Below are 24,496 nucleotides of genomic sequence, written 5' to 3'. Positions count from 1 at the left end.
CAACTTCCCAAGCTTATGGCCTGCAACGATTAAATTGGTCAGCTATTCAAATCTTTCGGATAAAAATGTTTCCGCTGAACCCATCTAAAACCTTCATGTTTTGTGATCGCTGCAATTTCAATGGGGCCACCAACTGTTTTATTTGGGCGGTCAATGGAGTATTTGACAAATCCTATTGTTGTCTCAACCAAGAAACGAGCGAGATTAACGGCGTCTTGAATTGGCATACCTGGCAAAACGAGGTGCTTGTATAACCCGGCGCTTAGTTTATCTCTTGCTGCTCTCGCCTCATCAATCGCCATACCAAAATCACGCATAGCAACACCCATGGCATCTGTTCCGAGCCCGATAATTAGTCGATCCAGTGCTTCGAATTCGCCCTCCCAGCGTATGCCCCAATCGGTTTCACTTTGGACAATTTCAGGGGCGACATTTTGTGCACTGGAGATGCGAAGGTCCCACGTTTCACTTAGTGGTCGCATTGCCGAGTAGCCGCAGATCCTCACTAGAAGGTTGGACGGATAGGATTGCAGTGAGACTTTCTCATGAACAAGGAAATCGCGTGCTTTCGCTGCAATGTCCTGAATGGTCGTTCTCGTCGGATCTAGTTTCCAGTGTTCAAATGCAGGATCTTTACCATCGAACCGGCGTCTCAAATCCTTGAATAGCGTTTCTATAGACTCGTTTCCAATTCCGCCGTCACCTGTAACCATTGCTCCTACAGGATGACCCGACCATAGATTTACGATTTTGTTAGCGTGAGAATACGTCATCCCATTTGCGTAGGAGCTGACACTATCTGCCGCCATCACAATCCCGTCATTAATCTTGACGCATACGATTACAGTCATGGGTTCCTTGCAAGAAGAAGAAGCTACACGCTGCTTCAGATAAGATCAATAGCGACTCACTAGTCAAGACGAATAGCGATCTCTTCAGCGGTTTCATTGTAGTACACCTGTAACTGCTTGAGGTCGCGATGTCCGACCATGCGTGCCAGGTCGAGCACATGGAGCTTCTTCGCCAGCCTAGTGATTGCCAAGTGTCGTGTGTCGTGGAAGGTGGCGTTAGCGATCTCGGCCCGGGTCTTAGCCTTACGGAAGAGGGTATCAAGCGATTTGGCCGTGATCCCGAATACAGTCGCGCTTTCTGTTTGCGTAGGGAGTAGCTCGAGCAGCTCCACTGCGCGCTTCGATAGCGGCACTTTCCTCTTTGTCCCGTTCTTCGTCTCGGTCAGCGTGGCAACGCGGCCAACGATGTCTCGCGGCAGAAGACCGCAGATTTCGCCGGCCCGCATCGCGGTCTCGATCGCGAACAAAAACGCGACGGCTACTCGCTGGCTGACCGTGACGGCCGGCTGCTCATTGTCGAAGTCGAAGCCCAGCGCGAGGCAGATGCGTTCGATTTCGTCATCGGTGTACAGGCGGTCGCGCGCCTCCGATTCTTTTGGGCGCCGCACATCAGTGGTTGGACTCGACGAGATCCACTTCCATTCTTTCGTTGCCACTGTAAAAATATTCGACAGTAAATTTAGCTCGCGGTTGACCGTTGAACCGCTGACCTTATCGGTATTCAATCGATGATCCCGCCACTTCCCGAGCACTTCGGACGTCGTGTCGGCAAGCTTCATCTTGCGGAAAGGCTGTCCGTTGACCTCCCACCTGCCGATCGCAGCGAGCCGGAGCTGCTCGAAGCGTTGGCCGCGCTTCGTGGCTGACACCTCTCTCTCATAGCGGTCGAAGGCATCGCCGACCGTTCGACCGGCCTGGATGCCAGTGGCCTTGCCAGAGCGGATATCGGCCTCGCGTGCCGTAGCCCAGGCGACTGCTTCGGCCTTAGTAGAAAACATTTTTGATTCTCTGATCCCCTGGATCGCTACCTGGGCACGCCAGCCAGTTGGCCGCTTTGCATATGAAGCCACGCTCTAAACTCCTGCTGAGTAGTCTCGTGCGTAATTATTGCGTAAAACGTGCGTAATGCGTGGGGAGATAAAGCGAGAAAATGCGGGAAGGTGTGGAAAGCCTTTCGGCTTGCCGCCTGTGCTAAGTCTTTGTTTTGACTTGGAAAGCGGGATAAAGCGGAGTGTTGCGTCGGGTATTCTTGGTGCCTCCGGCCGGAATCGAACCGGCACGCCTTTCGGCGCTTGATTTTGAGTCAAGTGCGTCTACCAATTCCGCCACAGAGGCCCGATAGCAGGCGCGCATCTTAGCATACCGTTTGCACAACTGACCAGTACCGTGCGGTGCAGGCCGATACTGGCCGTCGAGGTTCAGCAGGCGATGCGCTGCTGCAGCAGGCGCAGGCTGCCCACCGGGCCCTCCACCTGCAGGGCGTGCGGCGAGACTTCCACCACGATGGAGCCGTCGCGCGCGCTCAGCCAGGGGCGCGGACGGAAGTAGCTGAGGCGGTCCGGGTCCGACACGGTGCGGCGGTAGCCCAGCGAGACCAGGGCTTCGTCGAGGGTGCCGAGCATGTGGCGGGCGTCGAAGCGGGTGTTCATCTCGAAGCGGCCCGGACCCATCATGGCGGCCGGCAGCAGGGCGCCGGCCAGCGCCGGCAGCACGATGAAGGCCAGGGGGGTCTCCGGATCGATGAAATGCAGGGCGCCGATCAGCAGCGGCAGGCCGAACAGCAGGGTGATTGCCCAGGGCAGCAGCTGGCGCCAGGTACCCTGTCGGGCCAGGAAAAATGGCCGTTCACGAATTCTGACAATTTCCGAAAAGGTAACGCTTTTCATGTGGATCTCCTCGCAGCGCTGCTCGGGCGGTTGGCGTCGCATTACAAACCATGCGACCAGTTTTATTTTGAACACCAACCCGGGGGAGAGATTGACTCCGCTCAAATGCACTGCCTTGCGGGCATAGGTTCTCACATTCGGGTCGGCGAGCTGCGCACTGCTGGAAAACATGCAGGAATCGTGCCAGAAAAGCAAAAGCCGCCGGCGGTAAGGCGGGCGGCTTTTTATTGTGGAGGAGAAGCGGTTCAGGGACGGCGGAACAGGCGGAAGCGTTCGTAGCGGTCGGAGGCGCGGCGGCCTTCCCACAGCACGGTGGCTCCTCGTACCCCGTGGCGGCGCGCCTGGCGGTCGTCGCTGCTGCTGCGGTTGCGGATATCGTCCTGCAGCAGCACGTAGCGGCAGCCCTTGGCGTCCAGGGAGGCGAAGGGCAGGCGGCCGAAGTAGGCGAAGGAAGCGCGCTGGGCCGGGCCGACATTGCTGTCGATGCAGTCGGCATCGTGCGGCAGCGTCGCCGCGATCTGCTGGGCCACGCCGGCGTAGCTCTTGCTGTAGTTCAGGTCGGGCAGGAACAGGGTCATCAGGAGCACCCACAGCAGGATCAGGCCGCTCGAGGACAGCACCACCGCGCGCCACAGCACCGGCGGACGGCGCGACAGGCGCCAGTGGACCAGCATGATCCAGCCGACGCTGGTCGCGGCGGCTACCACGAAGGCGACGATGCCGACTTCCGGCTTGAAGCCCGGCACCAGCTTGAGCGCGTTCTTGGCCAGCTGGGCCGGCCAGCCGGTCAGCTTGGCGATCCAGAACAGCCAGACCAGGGCGCCGAGGATGGTCAGGACCATCACCGAGAACCAGTCGATCGCATTGATGGCGCCGCGCTTCATGGTCGGCAGGCCGAACGCGGCCATCAGCGCCAGCGGCGCCAGCATTTTGAGGAAGTCGCCGTTTTCCAGCGCCGGGTCGCACAGCAGCAGCAAGGTCAGGGCGAGGAAGAAGAACACCGGCATGACGATGTGCAGCAGGTGCTGCTGGCGGCGCCAGGCCCAGGTCGCCCACACAGCGAAGGGCCAGGCCGGCCAGAAGAACCAGACACCGATGCGGAAGAAGCCCTTGAGCGAATCCAGGGTCGGCAGGCCGACCTGGCTGGCGTTCCAGTCCAGCCAGTCGCCGACCGGCGACAGGCCGTAGGGCTGGACCAGGGCGGCCGGCACGATCCAGACCAGGGTGATAAGAAAACCGACACCGGCGGCGATGGCCATGTGGCGCAGGGTCTCGCCGGTGGCCAGCTTCAGGTAGCGGGTGCAGGCGTACAGGGCCAGCAAGAGGACAAAAGGCGGCATGACGCCGCGGGTGAGCGCCAGCGCGCCTAGCGACAGGCCGACCAGCACCGCGTTGCGGCTCGAGGCATGCTCGACGTAGCGCACCGCGCGGTAGAGGAAATAGGCGAGCAGGGCGCCCTGCAGGGTCGCGGCCAGGGTCAGGTGGCTCTGCACCAGCAGGCCCAGGCAGCCGAGATAGATCAGGACGGCGGTGTCGCCGAGGGTGCGGCCGTAGTCGTCGGGTTCCGGCTGCCCCCCGAAGGCCAGGCGCAGCGGCTGCGCCTCGGCGCGGCGGCCCAGGTGGAAGGCCGTGTACCACAGCGACATCGCGCCGGTCACGAAGATGCCGATGGTCGAAACGCGCGCGGCCAGCACGTCGCCCAGGATCCAGCCGAACAGCTTGATACAGATGGCGCCCAGCCAGAAGGCCAGCGGGCCTTCCTCGCTGGCGGCCAGGCCGGCGATGTTCGGGTACAGCCAGTCGCTGAACGAGCCATGCGCCATCGTCCACATGATGCCGAAGGGGCCGGCGTCTTCCTTCCACGGGTCGCGGCCGATCAGGCCCGGCAGGATGTACAGCATGCCCAGCGCGAGCAGGGCCCAGCGGGGCAGCGCCAGGGTGGCGGCGGCGGGAAGGCGGACGGGTTTCATCAAGTCAGCGTGGAAAGCGGAAAGAACAGTCGCGTAGTATAGCCGCGAAAAAAAAGAAGCCGGGGTGGCGGCTTCTTTTTGGAGCCGGTGAACCGGCTTCTTTCTTGGCAACTCCGGGCGCTGCGGCCCGGGGCTTGCGTGGTGCCTGGGCGAATTAGCCGTTGGCGACCGAGGTCTTCGAACCGACCGAGCCGAACTTCTGGCGGAACTTCTCGACGCGGCCAGCGGTGTCGACGATCTTGTGCTTGCCGGTGTAGAACGGGTGCGATTCAGCCGAGACTTCGATCTTCACCAGCGGGTACTCTTTACCTTCGTAGGTAGCGGTTTCGCGGGTGTTGATGGTCGAACGGGTGATGAATTTGAAATCGCACGACACGTCGTGGAACAGGACTTCGCGGTAATCCGGATGGGTATCGGTCTTCATGATTTGGTGCTTTCGATTGAGTAGGTAGCCAAACGGCACTTCGTCGGTCGACTTGCTTCTTGACCCGATTGCCGATCACTTGCCCAGGGTTGGACTGAACCGGAGATTATAGAGGGGTTTGGGGTGGGTGGCAACAGCGGTGTGCCGGCAAGATCGGGCTCCGGCCAAGGGCGCGACCCAGTTGTCATGAGCACCGCAAAACAAAAAGGCGGCCCGCAGGCCGCCCCATTCGCGCAACACGCTGCGTCGGCTTAGCCGCCGCGGCGCATCATGTCGAAGAACTCGACATTGTTCTTGGTCGCGCGCATTTTGTCGAGGATGAACTCCATCGCCTCGATCTCGTCCATCGAGTACAGCAGCTTGCGCAGGATCCAGATCTTCTGCAGCTGGTCCGGCTTGATCAGCAGCTCTTCGCGGCGGGTACCCGACTTGTTCAGGTTGATCGCCGGGTAGACGCGCTTCTCGGCCAGGCGGCGCTCGAGGTGGACTTCCATGTTGCCGGTGCCCTTGAATTCCTCGTAGATCACGTCGTCCATGCGCGAGCCGGTTTCGATCAGGGCGGTCGCGACGATGGTCAGCGAGCCGCCTTCCTCGACGTTACGCGCGGCGCCGAAGAAGCGCTTCGGGCGCTGCAGGGCGTTGGCGTCGACACCGCCGGTCAGGACCTTGCCCGACGCCGGGATCACGGTGTTGTAGGCGCGCGCCAGGCGGGTGATCGAGTCCAGCAGGATCACGACGTCCTTCTTCATCTCGACCAGGCGCTTGGCTTTTTCCAGCACCATTTCGGCGACCTGCACGTGGCGGGTAGCCGGTTCGTCAAACGTGGACGCGACCACCTCGCCGCGCACCGAACGCTGCATCTCGGTCACTTCTTCCGGACGCTCGTCGATCAGCAGGACGATCAGGGTCACGTCCGGGTGGTTCGCGGTGATCGCGTGGGCGATGTGCTGCAGCATGACCGACTTGCCCGACTTCGGCGAAGCGACCAGCAGGCCGCGCTGGCCCTTGCCGATCGGCGAGATCAGGTCGACGATGCGGCCGGTGATGTTCTCGGCGCCGTTCATGTCGCGCTCGAGGCGCAGCGGCACCTGCGGGTGCAGCGGCGTCAGGTTTTCGAACAGGATGCGGTGCTTCGAGGCTTCCGGCGATTCGCCGTTGACCTTGTCCACCTTCACCAGTGCGAAGTAGCGCTCGCCGTCCTTCGGCGTACGCACTTCGCCTTCGATCGAGTCACCCGTATGCAAGTTGAACCGGCGGATCTGCGACGGCGAGATGTAGATGTCGTCGGTCGAGGCCATGTAGCTGGCGTCCGGCGAACGCAGGAAGCCGAAGCCGTCCGGCAGCACCTCGAGGGCGCCGTCGCCGAAGATCTGTTCGCCCTGCTTCGCGCGCTTCTTCAGGATCGCGAACATCAGTTCCTGTTTGCGCAGGCGGGCTGCGTTGTCGATGTCGAGGCCGATGGCCATCTCCAGCAGCGCGGAGACGTGCATTGCCTTCAGTTCAGATAAATGCATGTTTGTGTGGGTGTCCCGTGACGGGAAAGTAAAGGTAGGGGAGGGAACGACGGGGTTGGTAAGCTGGGAAGCACCGGAGCCGGTGAGCTTCCCGACATGACGGCAGCGCGGGCGCGCTGCCGCCGCTCATGGTAACAGTATCAGATGTTGCTGTCGATAAACTGAGTCAGCTGGCCCTTGGCCATGGCGCCGACCTTCTGCGCCGCCGCGACACCGTTCTTGAACAGGATCAGGGTCGGGATGCCGCGGATACCGAATTTGGCCGGCACGGCCTGGTTCGCGTCCACGTCGACCTTGGCGATCGTCAGCTTGCCTTCGTATTCTTTTGCGACTTCTTCCAGGATCGGCGCAATCATCTTGCACGGACCGCACCACTCGGCCCAGAAGTCGACCAGGACCGGGCGCTCGGACTTGAGCACTTCGGCATCGAAGGTTGCATCGCTGATGTGTTTAATGTTTTCGCTCATAGGTTCCTCAGATGAGGTAAGGATCAAATAACGCCTGGCGGCCTGGGCCGATCCTGCGAGGTCCCGGGCACGGCTTCCGTGCTCTGCTCATCTAATAAATGAGCTGCTACACAATGGTGGAGGCACTGTGTGCAAAAAACAATATGGAAGGACGGCAAGGGGGTGTCAGGCGGGGATGTGCCGAATAATACCCCATTTTTTCAAAAAGTGTGGGGCGGTTTGTACAAAATCTCAACATTGCACCGCACGGCGCAGCTGCTCGATCGCGAGCGGCTTGCGGAAGGCCCCCGCCACCTGCAATCCGAGGGCGCGCGCCAGCTCGCTGGCCGCATTGCGCACGCCGTCTTCCATGGCCGATACGAGGATCACCCGGCCGCGGAAACCCTGGCCGGCGGCGGCCTGCAGGAATTCGATGCCGTCCATCTCGGGCATGGCCAGGTCGCAGATCAGGAGCTCGGGGGCGTGGCGCGGCAGCGCGGCCAGGGCGCGCCGCGCGTCGATCTCGGCATGCACGTCGAAGGGGCCGGAGCCATCGAGCATGTCCAGCATGTCGCGCAGCACGTCCAGCATGAAGCGGTCGTCGTCGAGCAGCAGGACGCGCCTGGCGTGCGGTGCTGGTGAGGACGGTGGCTGCATGGGAGACCCTGGTAATTGAACCGGGGGCCATTATGGCGAACTTTTCCAGTTGCGTGGAAATAATGAACACGGGTGTTGCATGCGCCACGCATGAAGTGCGCGCCGCTTGCGCTGCATCCTGTTCCGGGGCTTATACGCTGCCGGTGAAGCGCGCCAGATGGCCCGGATGCCACATGGTCGCCACCGAGGCCACCCGTCCGCCGGAGGTGGTGCGGCGGTGCAGCACCAGGCAGGGCAGGCCGGCCTTGACGCCCAGCATGGCCGCGACCTCGCCGGGGGCCGGCTGGGCTTCGATGCCGTAGGTGGCGCCCTGCAGCGGCGCGGCCGCCATCAGGTGCTCGTTCGGGGTGATGGTGGCGAAGTCCTGCGCCAGGTAGTGTGGCGCGCATGCCGGATTGACCCAGCGGTCCTCGACCTGGATCGGCACGTCGTTTTCGAAGTGCACGATGATCGAATGGAAGAGCGGGGCGCCGCTTGCCAGCTCGAACTCGGCGGCGAGTTCCTCGGTGGACGGCTCCTCGCGCAGCAGGCGCAGCTGGCTGCGGTGGGCGCGGCCGCGTGCGCGGATCTCGTCGGCGATGTTGCGGATCTCGACCAGGGTCGCCTGGTATTTCTGCGGCGCCACATAGGTGCCCGAACCCTGGCGCCTTACCAGCGCGCCCTCGGCGGTGAGCTCGCGCACGGCGCGGTTGACGGTCATGCGCGAGACCCCGAACTGGCGCACCAGCGCCTGCTCGGAGGGCACCAGGTCGCCTTCCTTCCAGCGGCCGGACGCGATCTCGCCGACCAGGTAATCCTTGATGCGCTGGAAAATGGGGGTGCTGTCTTGCGCGATCTGTTCTTCCAAACTACTCTCCGGGGACACATGCGATAGGCGGATTGCGGCAGACGGCCGCGACCCGGATTCTAGCACCGCAATTCGAAAGCAAGAGCCGGAGTGCCCCGGCGCCGGCGCGGGCATATCGTGCAGGCATCGCGACATCACCTGGACACTCACCATGAACGCCATGAGCAACATCTACGATAGCGAAGAAGCACGCTGGGCCGCGGTCCAGCGCCGCGACCGCGACGCCGACGGCCAGTTCTATTATTCGGTGCGCAGCACCGGTGTCTACTGCCGGCCCTCCTGCCCTTCGCGCGGCGCCCTGCGCGCCAACGTCGCCTTCCACGCCAGCCCCGCGGACGCCGAAGCGGCCGGCTTTCGCGCCTGCCGGCGCTGCGAACCGAACCTGCCGCCGCTGGCCGAGCGCCAGGCCGCGGCGGTGGCGCGGGCCTGCCGCCTGATCGACGAGGCCGAAGAAACCCCCAGCCTGGACAGCCTGGCAGAGGCCGTGGGCCTGAGCCGCTTCCACTTCCACCGCCTGTTCAAGGCGCACACCGGGATCACGCCCAAGGCCTACGCGGCGGCGCGCCGCACCGCGCGCCTGCAGCAGGGACTGGCGGGGGCACCGAGCGTCACCGACGCCCTCTACGACGCCGGCTTCGGTTCGAGCGGCCGCTTTTACGAAGCCAGTGCCGGTGCCCTCGGCATGCTGCCTGCGCGCTACCGCGCGGGCGGGCGGGGCGAGACCATCCGCTTCGCCGTCGCCGGCTGCTCGCTCGGCGCCATCCTGGTGGCGTCCACCGGCCAGGGCATCTGCGCCATCCTGATCGGCGACGAGCCCGAGCCGCTGGTGCACGACCTGCAGGAGCGCTTCCCGCAGGCGGAGCTGATCGGCGCCGAGCCCGAGTACGAACGGGTGGTGGCCCAGGTGGTCGGCTTCGTGGAGGCGCCGCGGATCGGCCTGGACCTGCCGCTCGACGTGCGCGGCACCGCCTTCCAGCGCCGCGTGTGGGAAGCGCTGCGCGCGATTCCGGCGGGCGTCACGGTCAGCTATGCCGAGCTGGCGGAACGCATCGGCATGCCGACCGGGGCACGCGCTGTGGCGAGCGCCTGCGCCGCCAATCCGGTGGCCGTCGCCATTCCCTGCCACCGTGTGGTGCGCACCGGCGGTGGCCTGTCCGGCTACCGCTGGGGTATCGAGCGCAAGCGCACCCTGCTCGAACGCGAGGCCGGCTCGTGATCGATGGGGACCGGGTGGGTGAAGAGCTGGACGCTTTCGGCTGCGCCGTGATTCCCGGCCTCCTCGCTGCGAAGGACTGCGAGGCTGCCGCCGCGCTGTACGAGCGCCCGGCCCTGTTTCGCAGCCGGGTCGTGATGGAACGCCACGGTTTCGGGCGCGGCGAGTACCAGTACTTCGCCTACCCGCTGCCCGCCCCGTTGGCAAGCCTGCGCACGGAGCTGTATCCGCCGCTGGCGGCGATCGCCAACCGCTGGCAGGCAGCGCTGGGGTCGGATATCCGCTTTCCCGACGCGCATGCGGACTACCTGGCGCGCTGCCACGCGGCCGGGCAGCTGCGGCCGACGCCGCTGCTGCTGCGCTACCGCGCCGGCGACTACAACTGCCTCCACCAGGACCTCTATGGGGAGCTGGTGTTCCCCCTGCAGGTGGCGGTGCTGCTGTCCCGGCCCGGCGAGGACTTCGAGGGCGGCGAATTCGTATTGACGGAGCAGCGCCCGCGCATGCAGTCGCGTGCCGAAGTGGTGCCATTGAAGCAGGGCGACGCGGTGGTCTTCCCGGTGAATCAGCGTCCGGTGCAGGGCACGCGCGGCGTCTACCGCGTCGCGATGCGCCATGGCGTCAGCCGCCTGCGCAGCGGGACCCGGCATACATTGGGGATCATCTTCCACGACGCGACCTAGCCGACAGGGGCATGCCCTATGCCCGCCCATTGAATTTCTATACACTCCGTTGTGCTGCGCCCACGAGGCGCGGGACCTCATAAAAACGGAGAATAGAAAGCATGCGCGCGCCCAAGAATCCCCTTTCGTCCCTGATCGTCCTTGCCGCCCTCGGCGTCCTGTCCCCGGCGCATGCCGACACCGTCATTACGAACGCCAACGGCTACACCCTGAACGCCAAGGGCGAGCTGCTGCAGTTCAGCGCACTCGCGTTCGACGAAAAGGGACGCATCACGGCCGTCGGCAGCAATGCCGAGGTGACGGCCAGGGCCAAGGGCGCGCGCCAGGTCGACATGCAGGGCCGCACCGTGCTGCCGGGCCTGATCGACGCGCACGGCCACGTGTTCGGCCTCGGCCAGCAGCTGACCCAGCTCGACCTGTCGGGTTCCACCTCGCTGGCTGGCGCCATCAAGTCCATCGCCGACTACGCCAGGGCCAACGCGAACCACGCCTGGATCCGCGGCCGCGGCTGGAACCAGGAGAACTGGAAGCTGGGCCGCTTCCCGACCGCCCAGGAACTCGACGCCGTGGTCTCGGACAAGCCGGTCTGGCTGGAGCGCGTCGACGGCCACGCCGGCTGGGCCAACAGCCGCACCCTGGCGCTGGCCGGCATCACCAGGTCGACCCCGGATCCGGCCGGCGGCAAGATCATGCGCGACGCGAACGGCGATGCGACCGGTGTGCTGATCGATTCGGCCCAGGAACTGGTGACCAAGGTCATGCCCGCCCAGACCGAGGCGGAAGGCCGCGTCATGCTCGACAAATCGCTGCAGGAGATTGCGCGCGTCGGCATCACCGCCGTCCATGACGCCGGCATCGGCGTGGCGGAGGACCGCCTGTATCGCGACTACGCCGACAGGAAGAAGCTGACGGCGCGCGTCTACGCCATGATCGGCGGCACCGGCGAGGACTTCGACCAGCTGGCGAAGAAGGGCCCGCTGAAGGACTACGCCGACGGCATGTACGCGCTGCGCGCCGTGAAACTGTATTCCGACGGCGCCCTGGGCAGCCGCGGCGCAGCCCTCATCAAGCCCTACAGCGACGAGCCGCATTCGCACGGCCTGCTGTTCTTCAAGACCGCGCAAATGGACGCCATGATGACCAAGGCGATGCGCAAGGGCTACCAGGTCAATGTGCACGCGATCGGCGACGCCGGCAACAAGCAGATCCTCGACATCTACCAGAAGGAACTCGGCGTCACCAAGAGTGGCGCCCAGCGCCACCGCATCGAGCATGCCCAGGTGGTGACGGCGGCCGACATCCCGCGCTTCCAGACGCTGGGCATCATCCCTTCGATGCAGCCGACCCACGCGACCTCGGACAAGAACATGGCCGAGACCCGCGTCGGACCGGAGCGCATCAAGGGCGCCTACGCCTGGCGCAGCTTCCTGCACCAGGGCTCGCGCATCGCCTGCGGTTCGGACTTCCCGGTCGAGTCGCCGAACCCTTTCTACGGCATCCACGCCGCCGTCACTCGCATGGACCACGCCGGCCAGCCGGTGGCGGGCTGGTACCCGAACCAGGCGATGTCGCTGAAGGAAGCCTTCCGCTGCTTCACCCTGGACGCGGCCTACGCCGGCCACCAGGAAAACAGCCTGGGTTCGCTGGAGCCGGGCAAGCACGCCGACTTCATCGTGATCGACCGTGATCTGTTCCGGATGTCGAGCTATGACATCTTCAAGACCGGCGTGCTGGAGACGTGGGTAGGCGGCAAGCAGGTGTTCAAGAAGTAAACCGTAGGGTGGGCCTGGGCGGCCCCGCGAGTCTCCCGCCCACGCGTTCAACTATCATTTGAATGGCCGCACCGCGTCTTTTCATCTGCTGGTTGAACGCATGGGCAAGAAACTTGCCCACCCTACGAACGGCATTCAGCTGACCACTGAAAGTGGTTGACTTGGTTGTATAGACAACCTAGACTCATCGCAGATTCCAACCCAGGAGCCGCCATGAACTCACCGATGCCTCACGATCCCCGCTTCGACCCCTCGCGCGTCATCCGCGCCCCCCGCGGCAGCGAACTCTCCTGCAAGAGCTGGCTGACCGAAGCCGCCTACCGCATGATCCAGAACAACCTCGACGCCGAGGTGGCCGAGAACCCGCAGGCGCTGGTCGTCTACGGCGGCATCGGGCGCGCCGCCCGCAACTGGGAGTGCTACGACCAGATCCTCGCCTCGCTGCGCGAACTGGAAGACGACCAGACCCTGCTCATCCAGTCCGGCAAACCGGTCGGCGTGTTCCGCACCCATGCGGACGCCCCGCGCGTGCTGCTGGCGAACTCCAACCTGGTGCCGAAATGGGCCAACTGGGAGCACTTCAATGAGCTGGACCGCAAGGGCCTGTTCATGTACGGCCAGATGACCGCCGGCAGCTGGATCTACATCGGCACCCAGGGCATCGTGCAGGGCACCTACGAGACCTTCGCCGAAGCCGGCCGCCAGCACTTCGGCGGCGACATGGCGGGCCGCTGGATCCTGACCGCGGGCCTGGGCGGCATGGGCGGCGCCCAGCCGCTCGCCGCGACCTTCGCCGGCGCGGTGTCGCTCAACATCGAGTGCCAGCAGAGCAGCATCGACTTCCGCCTGCGCACCCGCTACCTCGACAAGCAGGCGCGCGACATCGACGAAGCCCTCGCACTCATCAAGGAACATACTGCCAAGCGCGAAGCCGTCTCCATCGGCCTGCTCGGCAATGCCGCCGACGTGCTGCCGGAACTGGTGCGCCGCGCGAAAGCGGGCGGCCTGGTGCCGGACCTCGTCACCGACCAGACCTCGGCCCACGACCTGATCAACGGCTACCTGCCGCAAGGGTGGACGGTGGAAGAGTGGAAGGCCGCCCAGCAGGACCCGGCGCAGCATGCGCGCCTCAAGAGCGCGGCTGCCGCGTCCTGCGCCGTGCACGTGCGCGCGATCCTCGACTTCAAGGCCATGGGGTCCTACGCCGTCGACTACGGCAACAATATCCGCCAGGTGGCCAAGGACGAGGGCGTCGAGAACGCCTTCGACTTCCCCGGCTTCGTGCCGGCCTACATCCGTCCCCAGTTCTGCGAAGGCCGCGGCCCGTTCCGCTGGGTGGCGCTGTCGGGCGACCCGGAAGACATCTATAAAACCGACGCCAAGATCAAGGAGCTGTTCCCGCAGCACGCGCGGGTACACCGCTGGCTCGACATGGCGCGCGAACGCATCGCCTTCCAGGGCCTGCCGGCGCGCATCTGCTGGCTCGGCCTGGGCGAGCGCCACCTGGCCGGCCTGGCCTTCAACGAAATGGTACGGACGGGCGAACTGAAAGCGCCGATCGTCATCGGCCGCGACCACCTCGACACCGGCTCGGTGGCGAGCCCGAACCGCGAGACCGAAGCGATGCGCGACGGTACCGATGCGGTGTCGGACTGGCCGCTGCTCAACGCCCTGCTCAACACCGCGGGCGGCGCCACCTGGGTCTCGCTGCACCATGGCGGCGGCGTGGGCATGGGCTATTCCCAGCACTCGGGCGTGGTCATCGTGGCCGACGGTACCGAGGCGGCCGCGCAGCGCCTGGCGCGCGTGCTGGTGAACGACAGCGGCTCGGGCGTGATGCGTCACGCCGACGCGGGCTACGACAGCGCAATCGAGACGGCCAGGAAGAACGGCCTGATTCTCCCGATGATCAAGTAAAGAGCAAGAGCATGAACGAATCGCACCACCATCTGACTTTGCAACCGGGCGAACTTCGCCTGGCCGATCTGCGCGCCGTCTGGGCCGCCCACGTTCCACTGTCGCTCGCGCCTGAAGCCTGGGCCGCGGTCGAAGCCTCCTGCGCCCTGGTCCAGAAGATCACCGCCAAGGGCGACCCGGCCTATGGCATCAACACCGGCTTCGGCATCCTGGCCAAGGCCCACATCCCGAACGACCAGCTGGCGACGCTGCAGCGCAACCTGATCCTGTCGCATGCGGTGGGCACCGGTGAACTCATCGCCGACAACATCGTCCGCCTGATCGTGCTGACCAAGATCGGCAGCCTGGCGCGCGGCTATTCCGGCGTGCGTCCGCTGATCATCGAGACCCTGATTGCCCTCTACAACGCGGGCATCATGCCGGCGATTCCGAGCCAAGGCTCGGTCGGCGCCTCGGGCGACCTGGCGCCGCTGGCCCACATGACGCTGGCCATGCTGGGCGTGGGGCCGGTACGTTATCGTGGCGAACTGATGGAAGCCTCGGCTGCCCTGCAGGCCGCCGGCATCGAACCCGTGACCCTGGCCGCGAAAGAGGGCCTGGCCCTGATCAACGGCACCCAGGTCTCGACCGCGCTGGCCCTGCACGGCCTGTTCATGGCCGAGCGCCTGCTGGAAGCGGGCATGGTGGCCGGTTCCCTGTCGGTCGACGCGGCGCGCGGCAGCGATGCGCCGTTCGACGCGCGCATCCACGCGGTGCGCGGCCAGCCGGGCCAGATCGCGGCGGCGCACATCTACCGCGAACTGGTCAAGGGCAGCGCCATCCGCGCCTCCCACCTGGTGGGCGACGAGCGCGTGCAGGACCCCTACAGCCTGCGCTGCCAGCCCCAGGTGATGGGCGCCGCCATGGACCTGATCGCCAATGCCGGCCGCACCCTGCTGATCGAGTCCAACGCCGTCACCGACAACCCGCTGCTCTTCCCCGACGATGGAGCGATCGTCTCGGGCGGCAACTTCCACGCCGAACCCGTCGCCTTCGCCGCCGACACCCTGGCCCTGGCCATCGCCGAGATCGGCGCCCTGTCCGAACGCCGCATCGCGCTGCTGATCGACGCCAACCTGTCCGGCCTGCCGGCCTTCCTGGTGAAGGAACCGGGCCTGAACTCCGGCTTCATGATTGCCCACGTCACGGCGGCCGCGCTGGCCTCGGAAAACAAGTCCCTGGCCCATCCGGCCAGCGTCGACAGCCTGCCGACCTCGGCCAACCAGGAAGACCACGTCAGCATGGCCACCTTCGCGGCGCGCCGTCTGGACCAGATGGCGCACAATACGGCGGTCATCGTGGGCATCGAATTGCTGGCGGCGGCCCAGGGCATCGAGTTCCACCGCCCACTGACGAGCTCCGACCATCTGGAGCACGTGCACGCCCAGCTGCGTTCGCGCGTGGCGCCGTATGACGCGGACCGTTTCTTCGCTCCCGACATCGAGGCTGCGCGCAAGATGGTCGTCGAAGGCGAACTGTCGGCATCAATCAAGGAATTGTTCACGGTACTGCATCCGTAATCAATCTGTTTAATCTGTTTGGAGAGGACATGGATTTCAGGTTCAAGGCAGGCAGGCTCCCCATGCTCGTGTCGATGCCCCACGCGGGCACCGACATTCCGGACGAGGTGCTGGCGACCATGACGCCCTGCGCCGCGGCGACCGCCGACACCGACTGGCACCTGCCGGAACTGTACGGCTTCCTGGAAGAGATGGGCGTGTCGACCATCTCGGCGCGCTGGTCGCGCTACCTCATCGACCTGAACCGCCCGCCCGAGAACACCAACCTGTATCCGGGCATGGACACGACTGGCCTGTGCCCGGTCGATACCTTCGGCCGCGAAAGCCTCTACCTGGAAGGCCGTACGCCAGGTGAAGCCGAGGTGCGACGGCGCCTGGAGCGCTACTGGATGCCCTACCACGAGCAGCTGCGCGCGGAACTCGACCGTCTGAAGCGTGACTTCGGCCGCGTGGTGCTGTGGGATGCGCACTCGATCGCCTCGGTCGTGCCGCGCTTCTTCGAAGGCCGCCTGCCGGACCTGAACTTCGGCACGGCGGATGGCGCCTCCTGCGATCCCGGATTGCAGGAAGCCGTGGTGGGCGTGGCGCGCGCCCAGGACCGCTTCAGCATCGCCGTGAACGGCCGCTTCAAGGGCGGCCACATCACGCGCAAGTATGGCCAGCCGGCGCAGGGCGTGCACGCGATCCAGCTCGAGATGTGCCAGTGCCTGTACATGAACGAAGCGCCGCCGTTCGAGTACCGTCCCGAGGTCGCAGGCCAGGTCCAGCCCCTGCTGAAGGACATGGTCAAGGCTGCGGCCGGCTGGGTGCGCGCATGAGGGCGCTGTTCGCGCGCCATGCATTGCTGCCTGACGGCTGGCGGCGCGACGTGCTGCTCGAATGGGATGCGCACGGCGACCTGACGCGGGTCGAGGCGCAGGCGGCGGCGCCCCTTGGCGTGCCGCGCGCCGACCATGTTTTGCCGGGCATGGTCAACCTGCATTCGCACGCCTTCCAGCGCGCACTGGGCGGCCTGACCGAGGTGGCGGGCGAGGGCCCGGACAGCTTCTGGACCTGGCGCGACCTGATGTACCGCTTCGCCGCCAGCATCACGCCCGAGCAGATCGAGGCCATCGCCGCCCAGCTGTTCTCGGAGTGCCTGCGCCACGGCTACACCGCGGTGTGCGAATTCCACTACCTGCAGCGCGCACCTGGCGGCGACGCCTATGCGCGCCCTGCGGAGACGGCCGAGCGCGTCGCCGCCGCCGCCCACGCCACCGGCATGGGCTTGACCCTGCTGCCGGTGCTGTACAGCCACGCCGGCTTCGGCGAGCAGCCCCTGAAACCCGAACAGCGGCGCTTCCACACCGGTGTCGATGACATCCTCGGCATCGTGGACGCGCTGTCGCCCATGCGCGGCGGCCAGCTCGAAGTGGGCGCGGCGCCGCATTCGCTGCGCGCGGCCACCATCGCGCAGATCCGGGAACTGTCCGCGGCCTTGCCGCAAGGGCGCCCGCTGCACATCCATATCGCCGAGCAGCAGGGCGAGGTGGAGCAGAGCCTCGCGTATTGTGGCAAGCGGCCGGTCGAATACCTGATGGACCAGGTCGCGGTCGACGAGCGCTGGTGCCTGGTGCATGCCACCCACCTGAATGACGAGGAAGTACGGGCGATCGCCCGCAGCGGCGCCGTGGCGGGCCTGTGCCCGACCACCGAGGCCAACCTCGGCGACGGCCTGTTCCCGCTGCGGCCCTTCATCGATGCGGGCGGACGCTTCGGCATCGGCAGCGACAGCCACGTGTCGCAAAGCCCGGTCGAGGAACTGCGCTGGCTGGAATATGGCCAGCGCCTGCAGCATCAGCGCCGCAACGTCGCCTTCACGCGGGAACAGCGCGACGTCGGCCGGTACTTGTGGCAAGCTGCCTTGTGTGGCGGCGCCCAGGCGGCCGGCCGCAAGGTCGGCGCGCTCGCCGTCGGCCTGCGGGCGGACCTGCTGGTGCTGGACGACAGCCACCCGAACCTGGACGGCGTCCGCGACGAAGAGGTGCTCGGCCGCTTCCTGTTCTGCGGTAACGACAACCTGGTGCGCGACGTGCTGTGCGGCGGGCGCTGGGTGGTGCAGGGCGGCCGCCACGTGGCGCAGGACGCGATCGCGCGGCGCTACCGCGATGCAGTCAATGAACTACGGGAGGTAAGCCAATGACCACTCTGATCCCCTTCGCGGCGCTCGCTCCGGTGCCGTGGAAGAACGGCGGCGGCAGCACGACCGAAATCGCCATCGGCCCGCCGGATTCCGGCTTCGAGGACTTCGACTGGCGCGTCAGCCTGGCCACCATCGAAAAGGATGGCGCCTTTTCCCTGTTCCCCGGCGTGGACCGCACCCTGGCGCTGGTCGAGGGCCACGGCATGACGCTGGACATCGACGGCGAGCCGACCCTGGTCACGGATGCCGATCCGGTGGTCGCGTTCGATGGCAGCTCGAAGGTCGAGGCCAAGCTCAATCGCGGCGGCAGCACCGACTTCAACGCCATGACGCGCAGCGAGCGCTGCTACCACACCTTCGGACGCCGCCGCCTGTCGGGCGACTCCACGTTTGTCGCGCGCGCCGACGTGACCGTGCTGTTCCTGGCCGAGGGCGACGCGCTGGAACTGCGCAATGAAGAGGAGCGTATCGGCCTGGTGCGCTACGACGCGGTTGTGCTGGAAGGCGGCTCGGTATGGAAGCTGGAGGGGCAGGGCATGGTCTACATCGTCGACGTCTGGTACCACGGCGACGAGGAGGACGAGGACGAGACATATTATGAGTGAGCTGGCGGACCTGCTGTTCACCAATGTCCGTCTCGCGACGATGGTCGGCGGCTACGGCGAAATCGAGGACGCCGCGCTCGCCGTCCGCCATGGCCGCATCGCCTGGATCGGCCCGCGCGCTGCAAAGCCGCAGGCCGCCGACGAATATGACTGCGGCGGCGCCTGGATGACCCCCGGCCTGGTCGACTGCCACACCCACATCGTCCATGCCGGCAACCGCAGCAACGAATGGGAAGCGCGCCTGAACGGCGCCACCTATGAAGACATCGCACGCCAGGGCGGCGGCATCATGTCCACGGTGCGCGCCACGCGCGAGGCCGACGTCGACACCCTGCTGGCGCAGAGCCTGCCGCGCGTGGCCCGGCTGCTGTCCGAAGGCGTCACCACGCTCGAGATCAAGTCCGGCTACGGCCTCGAAGCGGGCGCCGAGGAGCGCATGCTGCGCGCCGCGCGCCAGGTCGCCGCGCGCCTGCCGGTGCGGGTCGCGACCACCTTCCTCGGCGCCCACGCGCTGCCGCCGGAATTCGCGGGCCGCCCCGACGACTATGTGGACGCGCTGTGCAGCGGGATGCTGCCGCAGCTTGCCCGCCAGGGCCTGGTCGACGCGGTGGACGCCTTCTGCGAACGCATCGGCTTCACCCATGCGCAGACCGAACGCGTATTCGAGGCTGCGCGCAAGCTCGGCCTGCCCGTCAAGCTGCATGCCGAGCAGTTATCGAGCCAGGGTGGCGCGGCGCTCGTGGCGCGCCATGACGGCCTGTCGGCCGACCACCTCGAATACCTGGACCAGGCCGGGATCGATGCCATGGCGGCCGCCGGCACCGTGGCCGTGCTGCTGCCGGGCGCCTACTATTTCCTGCGCGAGTCCACGCCGCCGCCGGTCGCCGCGCTGCGCGCAGCCGGCGTGCCGATGGCCGTCGCTACCGACTGCAATCCTGGCACTTCGCCGATGACGTCCCTGCTGCTGGCGATGAACATGGCCTGCACCTTGTGGCGCCTGACGCCCCAGGAAGCCCTGCTCGGCGCCACCATCCACGGCGCCCGGGCACTCGGCCTGCACGGCCAGATCGGCACCCTGGAAGTCGGGAAGGTGGCCGATATGGCGCTATGGGATATTGCTCGCCCGGCCGACCTGGCGTATGCGATGGGTTCGAATCCCTGTCGCACCGTGGTAAACGGCGGCATCGTGCGCGCCGCCCACATCGGCGCTTGAGCCGAAGTGCTGCGGAAAAGCTGCGTTCCCGCATGCCGGACGCTGTCAAGAGAAGTGTTTTTGACAGGCATCAAATCGCCTGTTTCCAACTGGGGAATGATGAACTGAACGAACCGCATCACACGCTGTGCGAGAAGCAAATGGTGTCGTAACAAGGGTAACGAGTTGTAAAGCTTCATTGCCGCTTAAGAATCGACGCCTATAGTGAAGCCGTGTGATTCACCATCTCCCCTCCCCATTTGAAGAAAATGGGTTCGCCCACGGCGCCTTCTGGTCCGTGGGCTTTTTCTTGAGCGGATAGAATCAGGCGCGGCGTTCCGCCAGCGCGGCCAGGCTGTCGCCGGTGACGCGGCAGATGCGCCAGTCGGGCAGGATGTCCGCTCCCATGGCCTTGTAGAACTGGATCGCCGGCTCGTTCCAGTCCAGCACCGACCACTCGAAGCGGCCGCACTGGCGCTCGACCGCGATCTGCGCGAGGCGGGTCAGCATCTTCGTGCCGAAGCCCTTGCCGCGGTGCGACTGGCGCACGTAGAGGTCTTCCAGGTACAGGCCCTTCTTGGTCAGGAAGGTCGAGAAGTTATGGAAGAACAGGGCGAAGCAGACCACTTCGCCGTCTTCCTCGCCCATGATCGCCTCGCAGGACGGGCGTTGGCCGAACAGTCCTTCGTGCAGCAGTTCCTCGGTGGCGACCACCATATGCTCGAGTTTTTCGAACACCGCAAGCTCCCTGATCATCGACATGATGTGGGGGATGTCTTGCGTGGTCGCGGGGCGGGTGGTGAAAGTGGTCATGGTGTTTCGAGTGGGTTGTTCAGGTTGGCGGATTGCACGGGTTTCGCTGCGGGTGCGCGCAGGGCCCAGGCCACGCTGGCCAGGCACAGGACCATGCCGGCGAATTCGATGGGGCCGGGACGGTAGCCCTCCAGCTGGATCGACAGCAGCACCGACAGCACGGGCGTGATCACGCCGATGTAGACGGTCTTCTGGGCGCCGATGCGGCCGATGAGCGTGAAGTAGGCGAAGAAGGCGATCACGGAGCCGAAGATCGACAGGTAGACCAGGCCGCCCCAGTAGGTCGCGCTGGCCGGGATCACGAAGCTGTCGCCATGCGCGAGCGACCAGACGGTGACGAGCGAAGCGCCCCACAGCATCGACCAGGCCATCGTCAGGGGCAGGTTGTCGCATTCTTCCTTGACCTTGCTGACCACGATGCTGCCGGCCGAGCTGGCGATGGTCGCGGCCAGCGCCAGCACCACGCCGGCGATGAATTTCGCACTGCCCCCAGCCTGGAAGTCGGCCCAGGCGGTGCCGATCGAATGCCAGAACAGCAGGGCCACGCCGGCGATCGCGGCCACCCCGCAGCCGATGGTGCGGCGGTTGATGACGGTGCCGAAGAACAGGCTGCTGAGAAGCGGCGTCCAGAACACCATCAGCGCGAACACCACGGCCACCAGTCCCGAGACCACGTATTGCTCGGACTCGTAGGTGCACAGGTAGGAGATGCAGAAGGTCAGCACGCCCTGCAGCGCCATCCACTTGTGAACGCGCCACGGTAGCATCAGGCGGTCGCGCTTGATCACGCAGATCAGGAAGAGCGTTGCCGCGGCCAGGAAGAAGCGGTAGGCCACCGAAACGGCGGGCGGCGCCTCGCCCAGTTGCAGGGTAATGGCGAAGAAGGTCGAGCCCCAGATCAGGGAGGCGATGGTGAAGAGGGCGGAGGAGGGCATCGGGCGAGTATACCGGCTTACCCGGGGTTTCGTAGGGTGGACGGCTTCGCCGTCCGCGCGTTCAACTCACGGCTGAGAAGACGTTTCGCCTGCTCATCCTGGTTTGAACGCGCGGACGGGAGACCCGTCCACCCTACTAGTACGCAAAATTCAGGCGGCGGTACAGGAAGGACAGCACGAACAAGGGGCCGATCAGCAGGAAGCGCAAATCATCGAAGAAGGAGGGCTTCTTCCCTTCGATCTTGTGGCCGATGAACTGCCCGATCCACGCCACCACGAAGACCGCGATCGACACCGGCAGCACCGTGTACTCCGGCATGATCGCCAGGATCCCCAGCATCACCGCGCTCATCACGCCCATGCCGACGGCGAACTGGGGCGACAGCTTGATGTAGTAGAACAGCGAGGCGAGCGTCGTCGCGAGCGCCACCACCGGATGGATCGCCCACAGGATGCCCAGCAGGCTCAGAACGATCAGCGGGATGCACACGAAGTGGATGATCTCGTTGGTGTGGTTGCGGTGGCTCTCGGCGTAGCGCGCCAGCAGGATGTCGATGTTGCGGGGCTGTGAGCTGTGGTGCATGTCTGTCTCCTGGATCTGTTGTCCGATTTTTTCTGATCCTGTCCGATTCTACACGGTCTCCAGCTGCAAATCAGCCGGCACGGCGCTGGGGCGCGGCGCCTGCAGGCGCAGGTTCGGATGCGCCGCGAACAGTTCCGACACCCACTCCACGAACACCCGCACCTTGGCCGACAGGTGACGGTTCTGCGGATACACGATGTGCACCGGCAGCGGGTCGCTGCGCCACTCGGGCAGCACCTGCACCATCCGTCCCGCTGCGAGGTGACCGGTGAGCAGATAGTCCGTCATCATGATGACGCCCAGCCCGGCCAGTCCGGCCTGCACATAGGCGTTCGAATCGTTGAGCGCGATGGCGCCGGGCAGGGCGACCTCGATGCGTTCGCCGTCGCGCGCGAAATCCCAGTTGAGGATCTTGCCGTTCTTGGCCGAGAAGTAGTTGACGCAGCGGTGGCGCTCGAGGTCGCGCGGATGCTGGGGCATGCCGTTACGGGCGATATAGTCGGGCGAGGCGCAGGTCACGAAGTTGATCACGCCGATGCGCCGCGCGATCAGGTTCGGGTCGATCAGCTCGCCGCCGCGTACCGCGCAGTCGACGCCTTCTTCGACCAGGTCGACCGGACGGTCGGTGCTGCCCAGCTCCATCGTGATGTCCGGATAGCGCTCGAAGAAGGCCGGCAGCGCCGGAATCAGTATCTCGGTCGCCAGGCCCGAGGGCGTGTCGACCCGCAGACGCCCGCTGGGATTGAGCCGGTGGCGCGACAGCGACTCTTCGGCGTCGCGCACGTCCGACAGGATCTGCACGCAGCGTTCGTAGTAGGCGGCGCCGTCCGAGGTGATCATGACCTGGCGCGTCGTGCGGTGCAGCAGCTTGACCGACAAGGTCGATTCCAGCGTCTGCACCAGGGTCGAGACGGTGGCCTTGGGCAGGTTCAGCATCTCGGCCGCCTTGGTGAAGCTGCCGCAGTCGACGACCTGGATGAACACTTCCATGGCCTGGAGCTTGTTCATGGTGGGACTCCCTTTTTCCTGATTGTTCAGCCCTATGAACAATCAATTCGATATTGACATCTTTATCTGATTGTAGATGAAGTCTATAGTGTGTGCATCGCAACAAAAAGTAAACACACACGGAGCAGGTCATGAGCATTCGGGATGGAATCTTCACCACGGTAGCAGTCGCCCTGAGCGGGGTAGCGCTGGCAGGCCTGCTGGGGACCGACGCCTATTCGCAGGCTGCCGGCGCGGAAGCGCGCGGCCTGAAGGCGCTCTCGATGCAAGTGGAGCTGGGCAGCGAAGCCTGCGTCGACGAACTTGACCCCCGCTGGGCCTCCCTGCCGGAAGGAGCCGCACGATGAGCGCGGTGCTCGACGAAGTACAGGCTGCGGTCGACGTGCGCGAGCTCGAAGTCGGCGGCGCCGAAGGCCCGCTGGCGGCGCGCCTCTACCTGGGAAGCGGCGCCGGCGCGCCGGCCAAGCGCGACACCCTGGTGGTGTTCTTCCACGGCGGCGGCTTCGTCGCGGGCGACCTGCAGGAAGCGGACGAGTTCCTGCGCTACCTGGCCCAGTGCGACACGAGCCGCGCGGTACTGGCCTCGAACTACACGCTGGCCACCGTCAAGCCCTTCCCGGCGGCGGTGGAAGACGCCCACGCCGTGGTGCTGTGGGCAACGAAGCACAAGGCCAAGCTGGGCTGGTCCGGCAAGAAGCTGGTGGTGGCGGGCATCGAGGCCGGCGCCAACCTGGCGGCGGTGTGCGCCCTGATGGCGCGCGACCGCGCCGCCCCGAAGCTGGCCGGCCAGATCCTGATCATGCCGATGCTCGACCCGGGCCTGTCGACCTGCTCGATGCGCCAGATGAACGAATGCCCGGACCGCGAGAAAGTGACGAACGTCTGCGCCGAAGCCTACCGTGGTTACCTGCCGCATGCCGCGGACCGTGCCCACCCGTATGCCTCGCCGCTGCGCTCGACCCGGCTGAAGAACCTGCCGCCGGCCCTGATCCTCTCCGCCGAAGACGACCCATTGTGCGACGAGGCCGAACAATACGGCGCGAAACTGATCAACGCCGGCGTAAGAACCACCGTGCGGCGCATGCCGCCGGCGCCCCTGGCGGAACCTGGCGGACGCAACGACTGCGCCTGCAAGGTGCACGCGCTGGGGGAAATCGCCACCTTCCTGGCCGCACTGGACCGCTGAGCCGCCAGCAGTAACACGACATCCGCAGTCTCCCGAGCACCGCGCCGCTTGGCGTGGGGAGGCCCTGTTTTTCCCAAAATTCGCCGCTAATGAGCGCCGTGAGGGACTTCTTCAAGAAAGGTGAGCCATGAAGTACGCACCTCTTGCCAGCCGATCTGGCCACCCGCGCGCCATGCGCTGTTGACGCTAGCGCCCTGAGCGGCCCGCTCCGCTCCTAAGCCACTGTAACGAATCGGTCATCCACGCCTGGAGC

At 65.5% G+C, this 24,496-nt stretch carries 24 protein-coding genes and 1 tRNA gene; 11 read left to right on the top strand and 14 right to left on the bottom strand.

Translation table 11 applies throughout. The features are described 5' to 3' along the window. Positions 1–38 precede the first annotated feature (38 nt). The 10 genes from ACQ7JA_RS08635 to hutC form a co-directional block, all read right to left on the bottom strand. On the bottom strand, positions 39–851 hold the full coding sequence (locus ACQ7JA_RS08635; protein ID WP_430896601.1) for a hypothetical protein: 813 nt from the start codon (positions 849–851) through the stop codon (positions 39–41). Positions 852–910: 59 nt separating this feature from the next. Continuing rightward, positions 911–1,849 (bottom strand): tyrosine-type recombinase/integrase, encoded by a 939-nt coding sequence (locus tag ACQ7JA_RS08630; RefSeq protein ID WP_430896599.1) that lies wholly within the window; start codon positions 1,847–1,849, stop codon positions 911–913. 252 nt (positions 1,850–2,101) lie between these two features. Beyond that, positions 2,102–2,186: transfer RNA gene (locus ACQ7JA_RS08625), tRNA-Leu, on the bottom strand. Positions 2,187–2,269: 83 nt separating this feature from the next. Continuing rightward, the gene (locus ACQ7JA_RS08620; RefSeq protein WP_430896597.1) at positions 2,270–2,737 is read right to left on the bottom strand and encodes a hypothetical protein; all 468 of its coding nucleotides are present in this window, start codon (positions 2,735–2,737) and stop codon (positions 2,270–2,272) included. 245 nt (positions 2,738–2,982) lie between these two features. Continuing rightward, entirely contained in the window at positions 2,983–4,707 is a 1,725-nt protein-coding gene (locus tag ACQ7JA_RS08615) for an ArnT family glycosyltransferase (RefSeq protein WP_430896595.1), read from the bottom strand. Between the two features lie 154 nt (positions 4,708–4,861). Then, entirely contained in the window at positions 4,862–5,131 is a 270-nt protein-coding gene (locus tag ACQ7JA_RS08610) for a type B 50S ribosomal protein L31 (RefSeq protein ID WP_036251257.1), read from the bottom strand. 251 nt (positions 5,132–5,382) lie between these two features. Next, positions 5,383–6,645 (bottom strand): transcription termination factor Rho, encoded by a 1,263-nt coding sequence (gene rho / locus ACQ7JA_RS08605; RefSeq protein ID WP_231056347.1) that lies wholly within the window; start codon positions 6,643–6,645, stop codon positions 5,383–5,385. 140 nt (positions 6,646–6,785) lie between these two features. Then, entirely contained in the window at positions 6,786–7,112 is a 327-nt protein-coding gene (gene trxA, locus ACQ7JA_RS08600) for a thioredoxin TrxA (protein WP_258826917.1), read from the bottom strand. A 231-nt stretch (positions 7,113–7,343) separates the two neighbouring features. Further along, on the bottom strand, positions 7,344–7,748 hold the full coding sequence (locus ACQ7JA_RS08595) for a response regulator (protein ID WP_430896592.1): 405 nt from the start codon (positions 7,746–7,748) through the stop codon (positions 7,344–7,346). A gap of 130 nt (positions 7,749–7,878) precedes the next feature. After that, positions 7,879–8,595, bottom strand: coding sequence for a histidine utilization repressor (gene hutC, locus ACQ7JA_RS08590; RefSeq protein WP_430896590.1), 717 nt, complete (start codon positions 8,593–8,595; stop codon positions 7,879–7,881). A gap of 151 nt (positions 8,596–8,746) precedes the next feature. Between hutC and ada the strand changes: the two genes are divergently transcribed. From ada to hutI, 9 genes are all read left to right on the top strand, one after another. Then, positions 8,747–9,811, top strand: coding sequence for a bifunctional DNA-binding transcriptional regulator/O6-methylguanine-DNA methyltransferase Ada (ada, locus tag ACQ7JA_RS08585; protein ID WP_430896588.1), 1,065 nt, complete (start codon positions 8,747–8,749; stop codon positions 9,809–9,811). Continuing rightward, positions 9,808–10,491 carry a 2OG-Fe(II) oxygenase gene (locus ACQ7JA_RS08580; RefSeq protein ID WP_430896586.1) on the top strand — a complete coding sequence of 228 codons (684 nt, stop codon included), beginning with the start codon at positions 9,808–9,810 and terminating at the stop codon, positions 10,489–10,491. The genes ada and ACQ7JA_RS08580 overlap by 4 nt, the downstream gene beginning before the upstream one ends. Positions 10,492–10,592: 101 nt before the next feature. Beyond that, entirely contained in the window at positions 10,593–12,263 is a 1,671-nt protein-coding gene (locus ACQ7JA_RS08575) for an amidohydrolase (RefSeq protein WP_430896584.1), read from the top strand. Positions 12,264–12,476: 213 nt separating this feature from the next. Further along, positions 12,477–14,180 (top strand): urocanate hydratase, encoded by a 1,704-nt coding sequence (hutU, locus tag ACQ7JA_RS08570; protein ID WP_430896582.1) that lies wholly within the window; start codon positions 12,477–12,479, stop codon positions 14,178–14,180. 11 nt (positions 14,181–14,191) lie between these two features. After that, positions 14,192–15,739: a histidine ammonia-lyase gene (gene hutH / locus ACQ7JA_RS08565; protein ID WP_430896580.1), complete on the top strand. Its 1,548-nt coding sequence runs from the start codon at positions 14,192–14,194 to the stop codon at positions 15,737–15,739. Positions 15,740–15,768: 29 nt separating this feature from the next. Next, the gene (hutG, locus tag ACQ7JA_RS08560; protein ID WP_430896578.1) at positions 15,769–16,557 is read left to right on the top strand and encodes an N-formylglutamate deformylase; all 789 of its coding nucleotides are present in this window, start codon (positions 15,769–15,771) and stop codon (positions 16,555–16,557) included. Beyond that, positions 16,554–17,921: a formimidoylglutamate deiminase gene (locus ACQ7JA_RS08555; protein ID WP_430896576.1), complete on the top strand. Its 1,368-nt coding sequence runs from the start codon at positions 16,554–16,556 to the stop codon at positions 17,919–17,921. Before hutG ends, ACQ7JA_RS08555 begins: the two co-directional genes overlap by 4 nt. After that, positions 17,918–18,526: a HutD/Ves family protein gene (locus ACQ7JA_RS08550; protein ID WP_430896574.1), complete on the top strand. Its 609-nt coding sequence runs from the start codon at positions 17,918–17,920 to the stop codon at positions 18,524–18,526. Before ACQ7JA_RS08555 ends, ACQ7JA_RS08550 begins: the two co-directional genes overlap by 4 nt. Next, complete coding sequence (hutI, locus tag ACQ7JA_RS08545; protein WP_430896572.1) at positions 18,519–19,739, top strand: imidazolonepropionase; 1,221 nt, start codon at positions 18,519–18,521, stop codon at positions 19,737–19,739. The genes ACQ7JA_RS08550 and hutI overlap by 8 nt, the downstream gene beginning before the upstream one ends. A 303-nt stretch (positions 19,740–20,042) precedes the next feature. Here hutI and ACQ7JA_RS08540 read toward each other — a convergent pair whose 3' ends face one another. The 4 genes from ACQ7JA_RS08540 to ACQ7JA_RS08525 all read right to left on the bottom strand — a co-directional run bounded on the left by ACQ7JA_RS08540 (position 20,043) and on the right by ACQ7JA_RS08525 (position 23,057). Beyond that, positions 20,043–20,531 (bottom strand): GNAT family N-acetyltransferase, encoded by a 489-nt coding sequence (locus ACQ7JA_RS08540; RefSeq protein ID WP_430896570.1) that lies wholly within the window; start codon positions 20,529–20,531, stop codon positions 20,043–20,045. Next, on the bottom strand, positions 20,528–21,466 hold the full coding sequence (locus ACQ7JA_RS08535) for a DMT family transporter (protein WP_430896568.1): 939 nt from the start codon (positions 21,464–21,466) through the stop codon (positions 20,528–20,530). The genes ACQ7JA_RS08540 and ACQ7JA_RS08535 overlap by 4 nt, the downstream gene beginning before the upstream one ends. Positions 21,467–21,602: 136 nt before the next feature. Further along, positions 21,603–22,049 (bottom strand): DUF962 domain-containing protein, encoded by a 447-nt coding sequence (locus tag ACQ7JA_RS08530; RefSeq protein WP_430896566.1) that lies wholly within the window; start codon positions 22,047–22,049, stop codon positions 21,603–21,605. 48 nt (positions 22,050–22,097) lie between these two features. Continuing rightward, on the bottom strand, positions 22,098–23,057 hold the full coding sequence (locus ACQ7JA_RS08525) for a LysR substrate-binding domain-containing protein (protein WP_430896564.1): 960 nt from the start codon (positions 23,055–23,057) through the stop codon (positions 22,098–22,100). A gap of 131 nt (positions 23,058–23,188) precedes the next feature. On the opposite strand from ACQ7JA_RS08525, the gene ACQ7JA_RS08520 reads away from it, so the two are divergent. Both ACQ7JA_RS08520 and ACQ7JA_RS08515 read left to right on the top strand, forming a co-directional pair. Next, on the top strand, positions 23,189–23,404 hold the full coding sequence (locus tag ACQ7JA_RS08520) for a hypothetical protein (protein WP_430896562.1): 216 nt from the start codon (positions 23,189–23,191) through the stop codon (positions 23,402–23,404). After that, positions 23,401–24,243 (top strand): alpha/beta hydrolase, encoded by an 843-nt coding sequence (locus tag ACQ7JA_RS08515; protein WP_430896561.1) that lies wholly within the window; start codon positions 23,401–23,403, stop codon positions 24,241–24,243. Before ACQ7JA_RS08520 ends, ACQ7JA_RS08515 begins: the two co-directional genes overlap by 4 nt. Positions 24,244–24,496: the final 253 nt, after the last annotated feature.

Origin of the sequence: Massilia sp. BKSP1R2A-1 (assembly GCF_050586525.1) — a bacterium.
Taxonomy (GTDB): Bacteria; Pseudomonadota; Gammaproteobacteria; order Burkholderiales; family Burkholderiaceae_D; genus Telluria.
This window is presented reverse-complemented; position numbering and strand designations above follow the sequence as displayed.

Excerpts from the sequence above, each read along its gene's own strand:
- ACQ7JA_RS08635 (WP_430896601.1), bottom strand. The coding sequence starts at position 851 with ATGACTGTAATCGTATGCGTCAAGATTAATGACGGGATTGTGATGGCG.
- ACQ7JA_RS08630 (WP_430896599.1), bottom strand. The coding sequence starts at position 1,849 with ATGTTTTCTACTAAGGCCGAAGCAGTCGCCTGGGCTACGGCACGCGAG.
- ACQ7JA_RS08620 (WP_430896597.1), bottom strand. The coding sequence starts at position 2,737 with ATGAAAAGCGTTACCTTTTCGGAAATTGTCAGAATTCGTGAACGGCCA.
- ACQ7JA_RS08615 (WP_430896595.1), bottom strand. The coding sequence starts at position 4,707 with ATGAAACCCGTCCGCCTTCCCGCCGCCGCCACCCTGGCGCTGCCCCGC.
- ACQ7JA_RS08610 (WP_036251257.1), bottom strand. The coding sequence starts at position 5,131 with ATGAAGACCGATACCCATCCGGATTACCGCGAAGTCCTGTTCCACGAC.
- rho (WP_231056347.1), bottom strand. The coding sequence starts at position 6,645 with ATGCATTTATCTGAACTGAAGGCAATGCACGTCTCCGCGCTGCTGGAG.
- trxA (WP_258826917.1), bottom strand. The coding sequence starts at position 7,112 with ATGAGCGAAAACATTAAACACATCAGCGATGCAACCTTCGATGCCGAA.
- ACQ7JA_RS08595 (WP_430896592.1), bottom strand. The coding sequence starts at position 7,748 with ATGCAGCCACCGTCCTCACCAGCACCGCACGCCAGGCGCGTCCTGCTG.
- ada (WP_430896588.1), top strand. The coding sequence starts at position 8,747 with ATGAACGCCATGAGCAACATCTACGATAGCGAAGAAGCACGCTGGGCC.
- ACQ7JA_RS08575 (WP_430896584.1), top strand. The coding sequence starts at position 10,593 with ATGCGCGCGCCCAAGAATCCCCTTTCGTCCCTGATCGTCCTTGCCGCC.
- hutU (WP_430896582.1), top strand. The coding sequence starts at position 12,477 with ATGAACTCACCGATGCCTCACGATCCCCGCTTCGACCCCTCGCGCGTC.
- hutH (WP_430896580.1), top strand. The coding sequence starts at position 14,192 with ATGAACGAATCGCACCACCATCTGACTTTGCAACCGGGCGAACTTCGC.
- hutG (WP_430896578.1), top strand. The coding sequence starts at position 15,769 with ATGGATTTCAGGTTCAAGGCAGGCAGGCTCCCCATGCTCGTGTCGATG.
- ACQ7JA_RS08555 (WP_430896576.1), top strand. The coding sequence starts at position 16,554 with ATGAGGGCGCTGTTCGCGCGCCATGCATTGCTGCCTGACGGCTGGCGG.
- ACQ7JA_RS08550 (WP_430896574.1), top strand. The coding sequence starts at position 17,918 with ATGACCACTCTGATCCCCTTCGCGGCGCTCGCTCCGGTGCCGTGGAAG.
- hutI (WP_430896572.1), top strand. The coding sequence starts at position 18,519 with ATGAGTGAGCTGGCGGACCTGCTGTTCACCAATGTCCGTCTCGCGACG.
- ACQ7JA_RS08540 (WP_430896570.1), bottom strand. The coding sequence starts at position 20,531 with ATGACCACTTTCACCACCCGCCCCGCGACCACGCAAGACATCCCCCAC.
- ACQ7JA_RS08535 (WP_430896568.1), bottom strand. The coding sequence starts at position 21,466 with ATGCCCTCCTCCGCCCTCTTCACCATCGCCTCCCTGATCTGGGGCTCG.
- ACQ7JA_RS08530 (WP_430896566.1), bottom strand. The coding sequence starts at position 22,049 with ATGCACCACAGCTCACAGCCCCGCAACATCGACATCCTGCTGGCGCGC.
- ACQ7JA_RS08525 (WP_430896564.1), bottom strand. The coding sequence starts at position 23,057 with ATGAACAAGCTCCAGGCCATGGAAGTGTTCATCCAGGTCGTCGACTGC.
- ACQ7JA_RS08520 (WP_430896562.1), top strand. The coding sequence starts at position 23,189 with ATGAGCATTCGGGATGGAATCTTCACCACGGTAGCAGTCGCCCTGAGC.
- ACQ7JA_RS08515 (WP_430896561.1), top strand. The coding sequence starts at position 23,401 with ATGAGCGCGGTGCTCGACGAAGTACAGGCTGCGGTCGACGTGCGCGAG.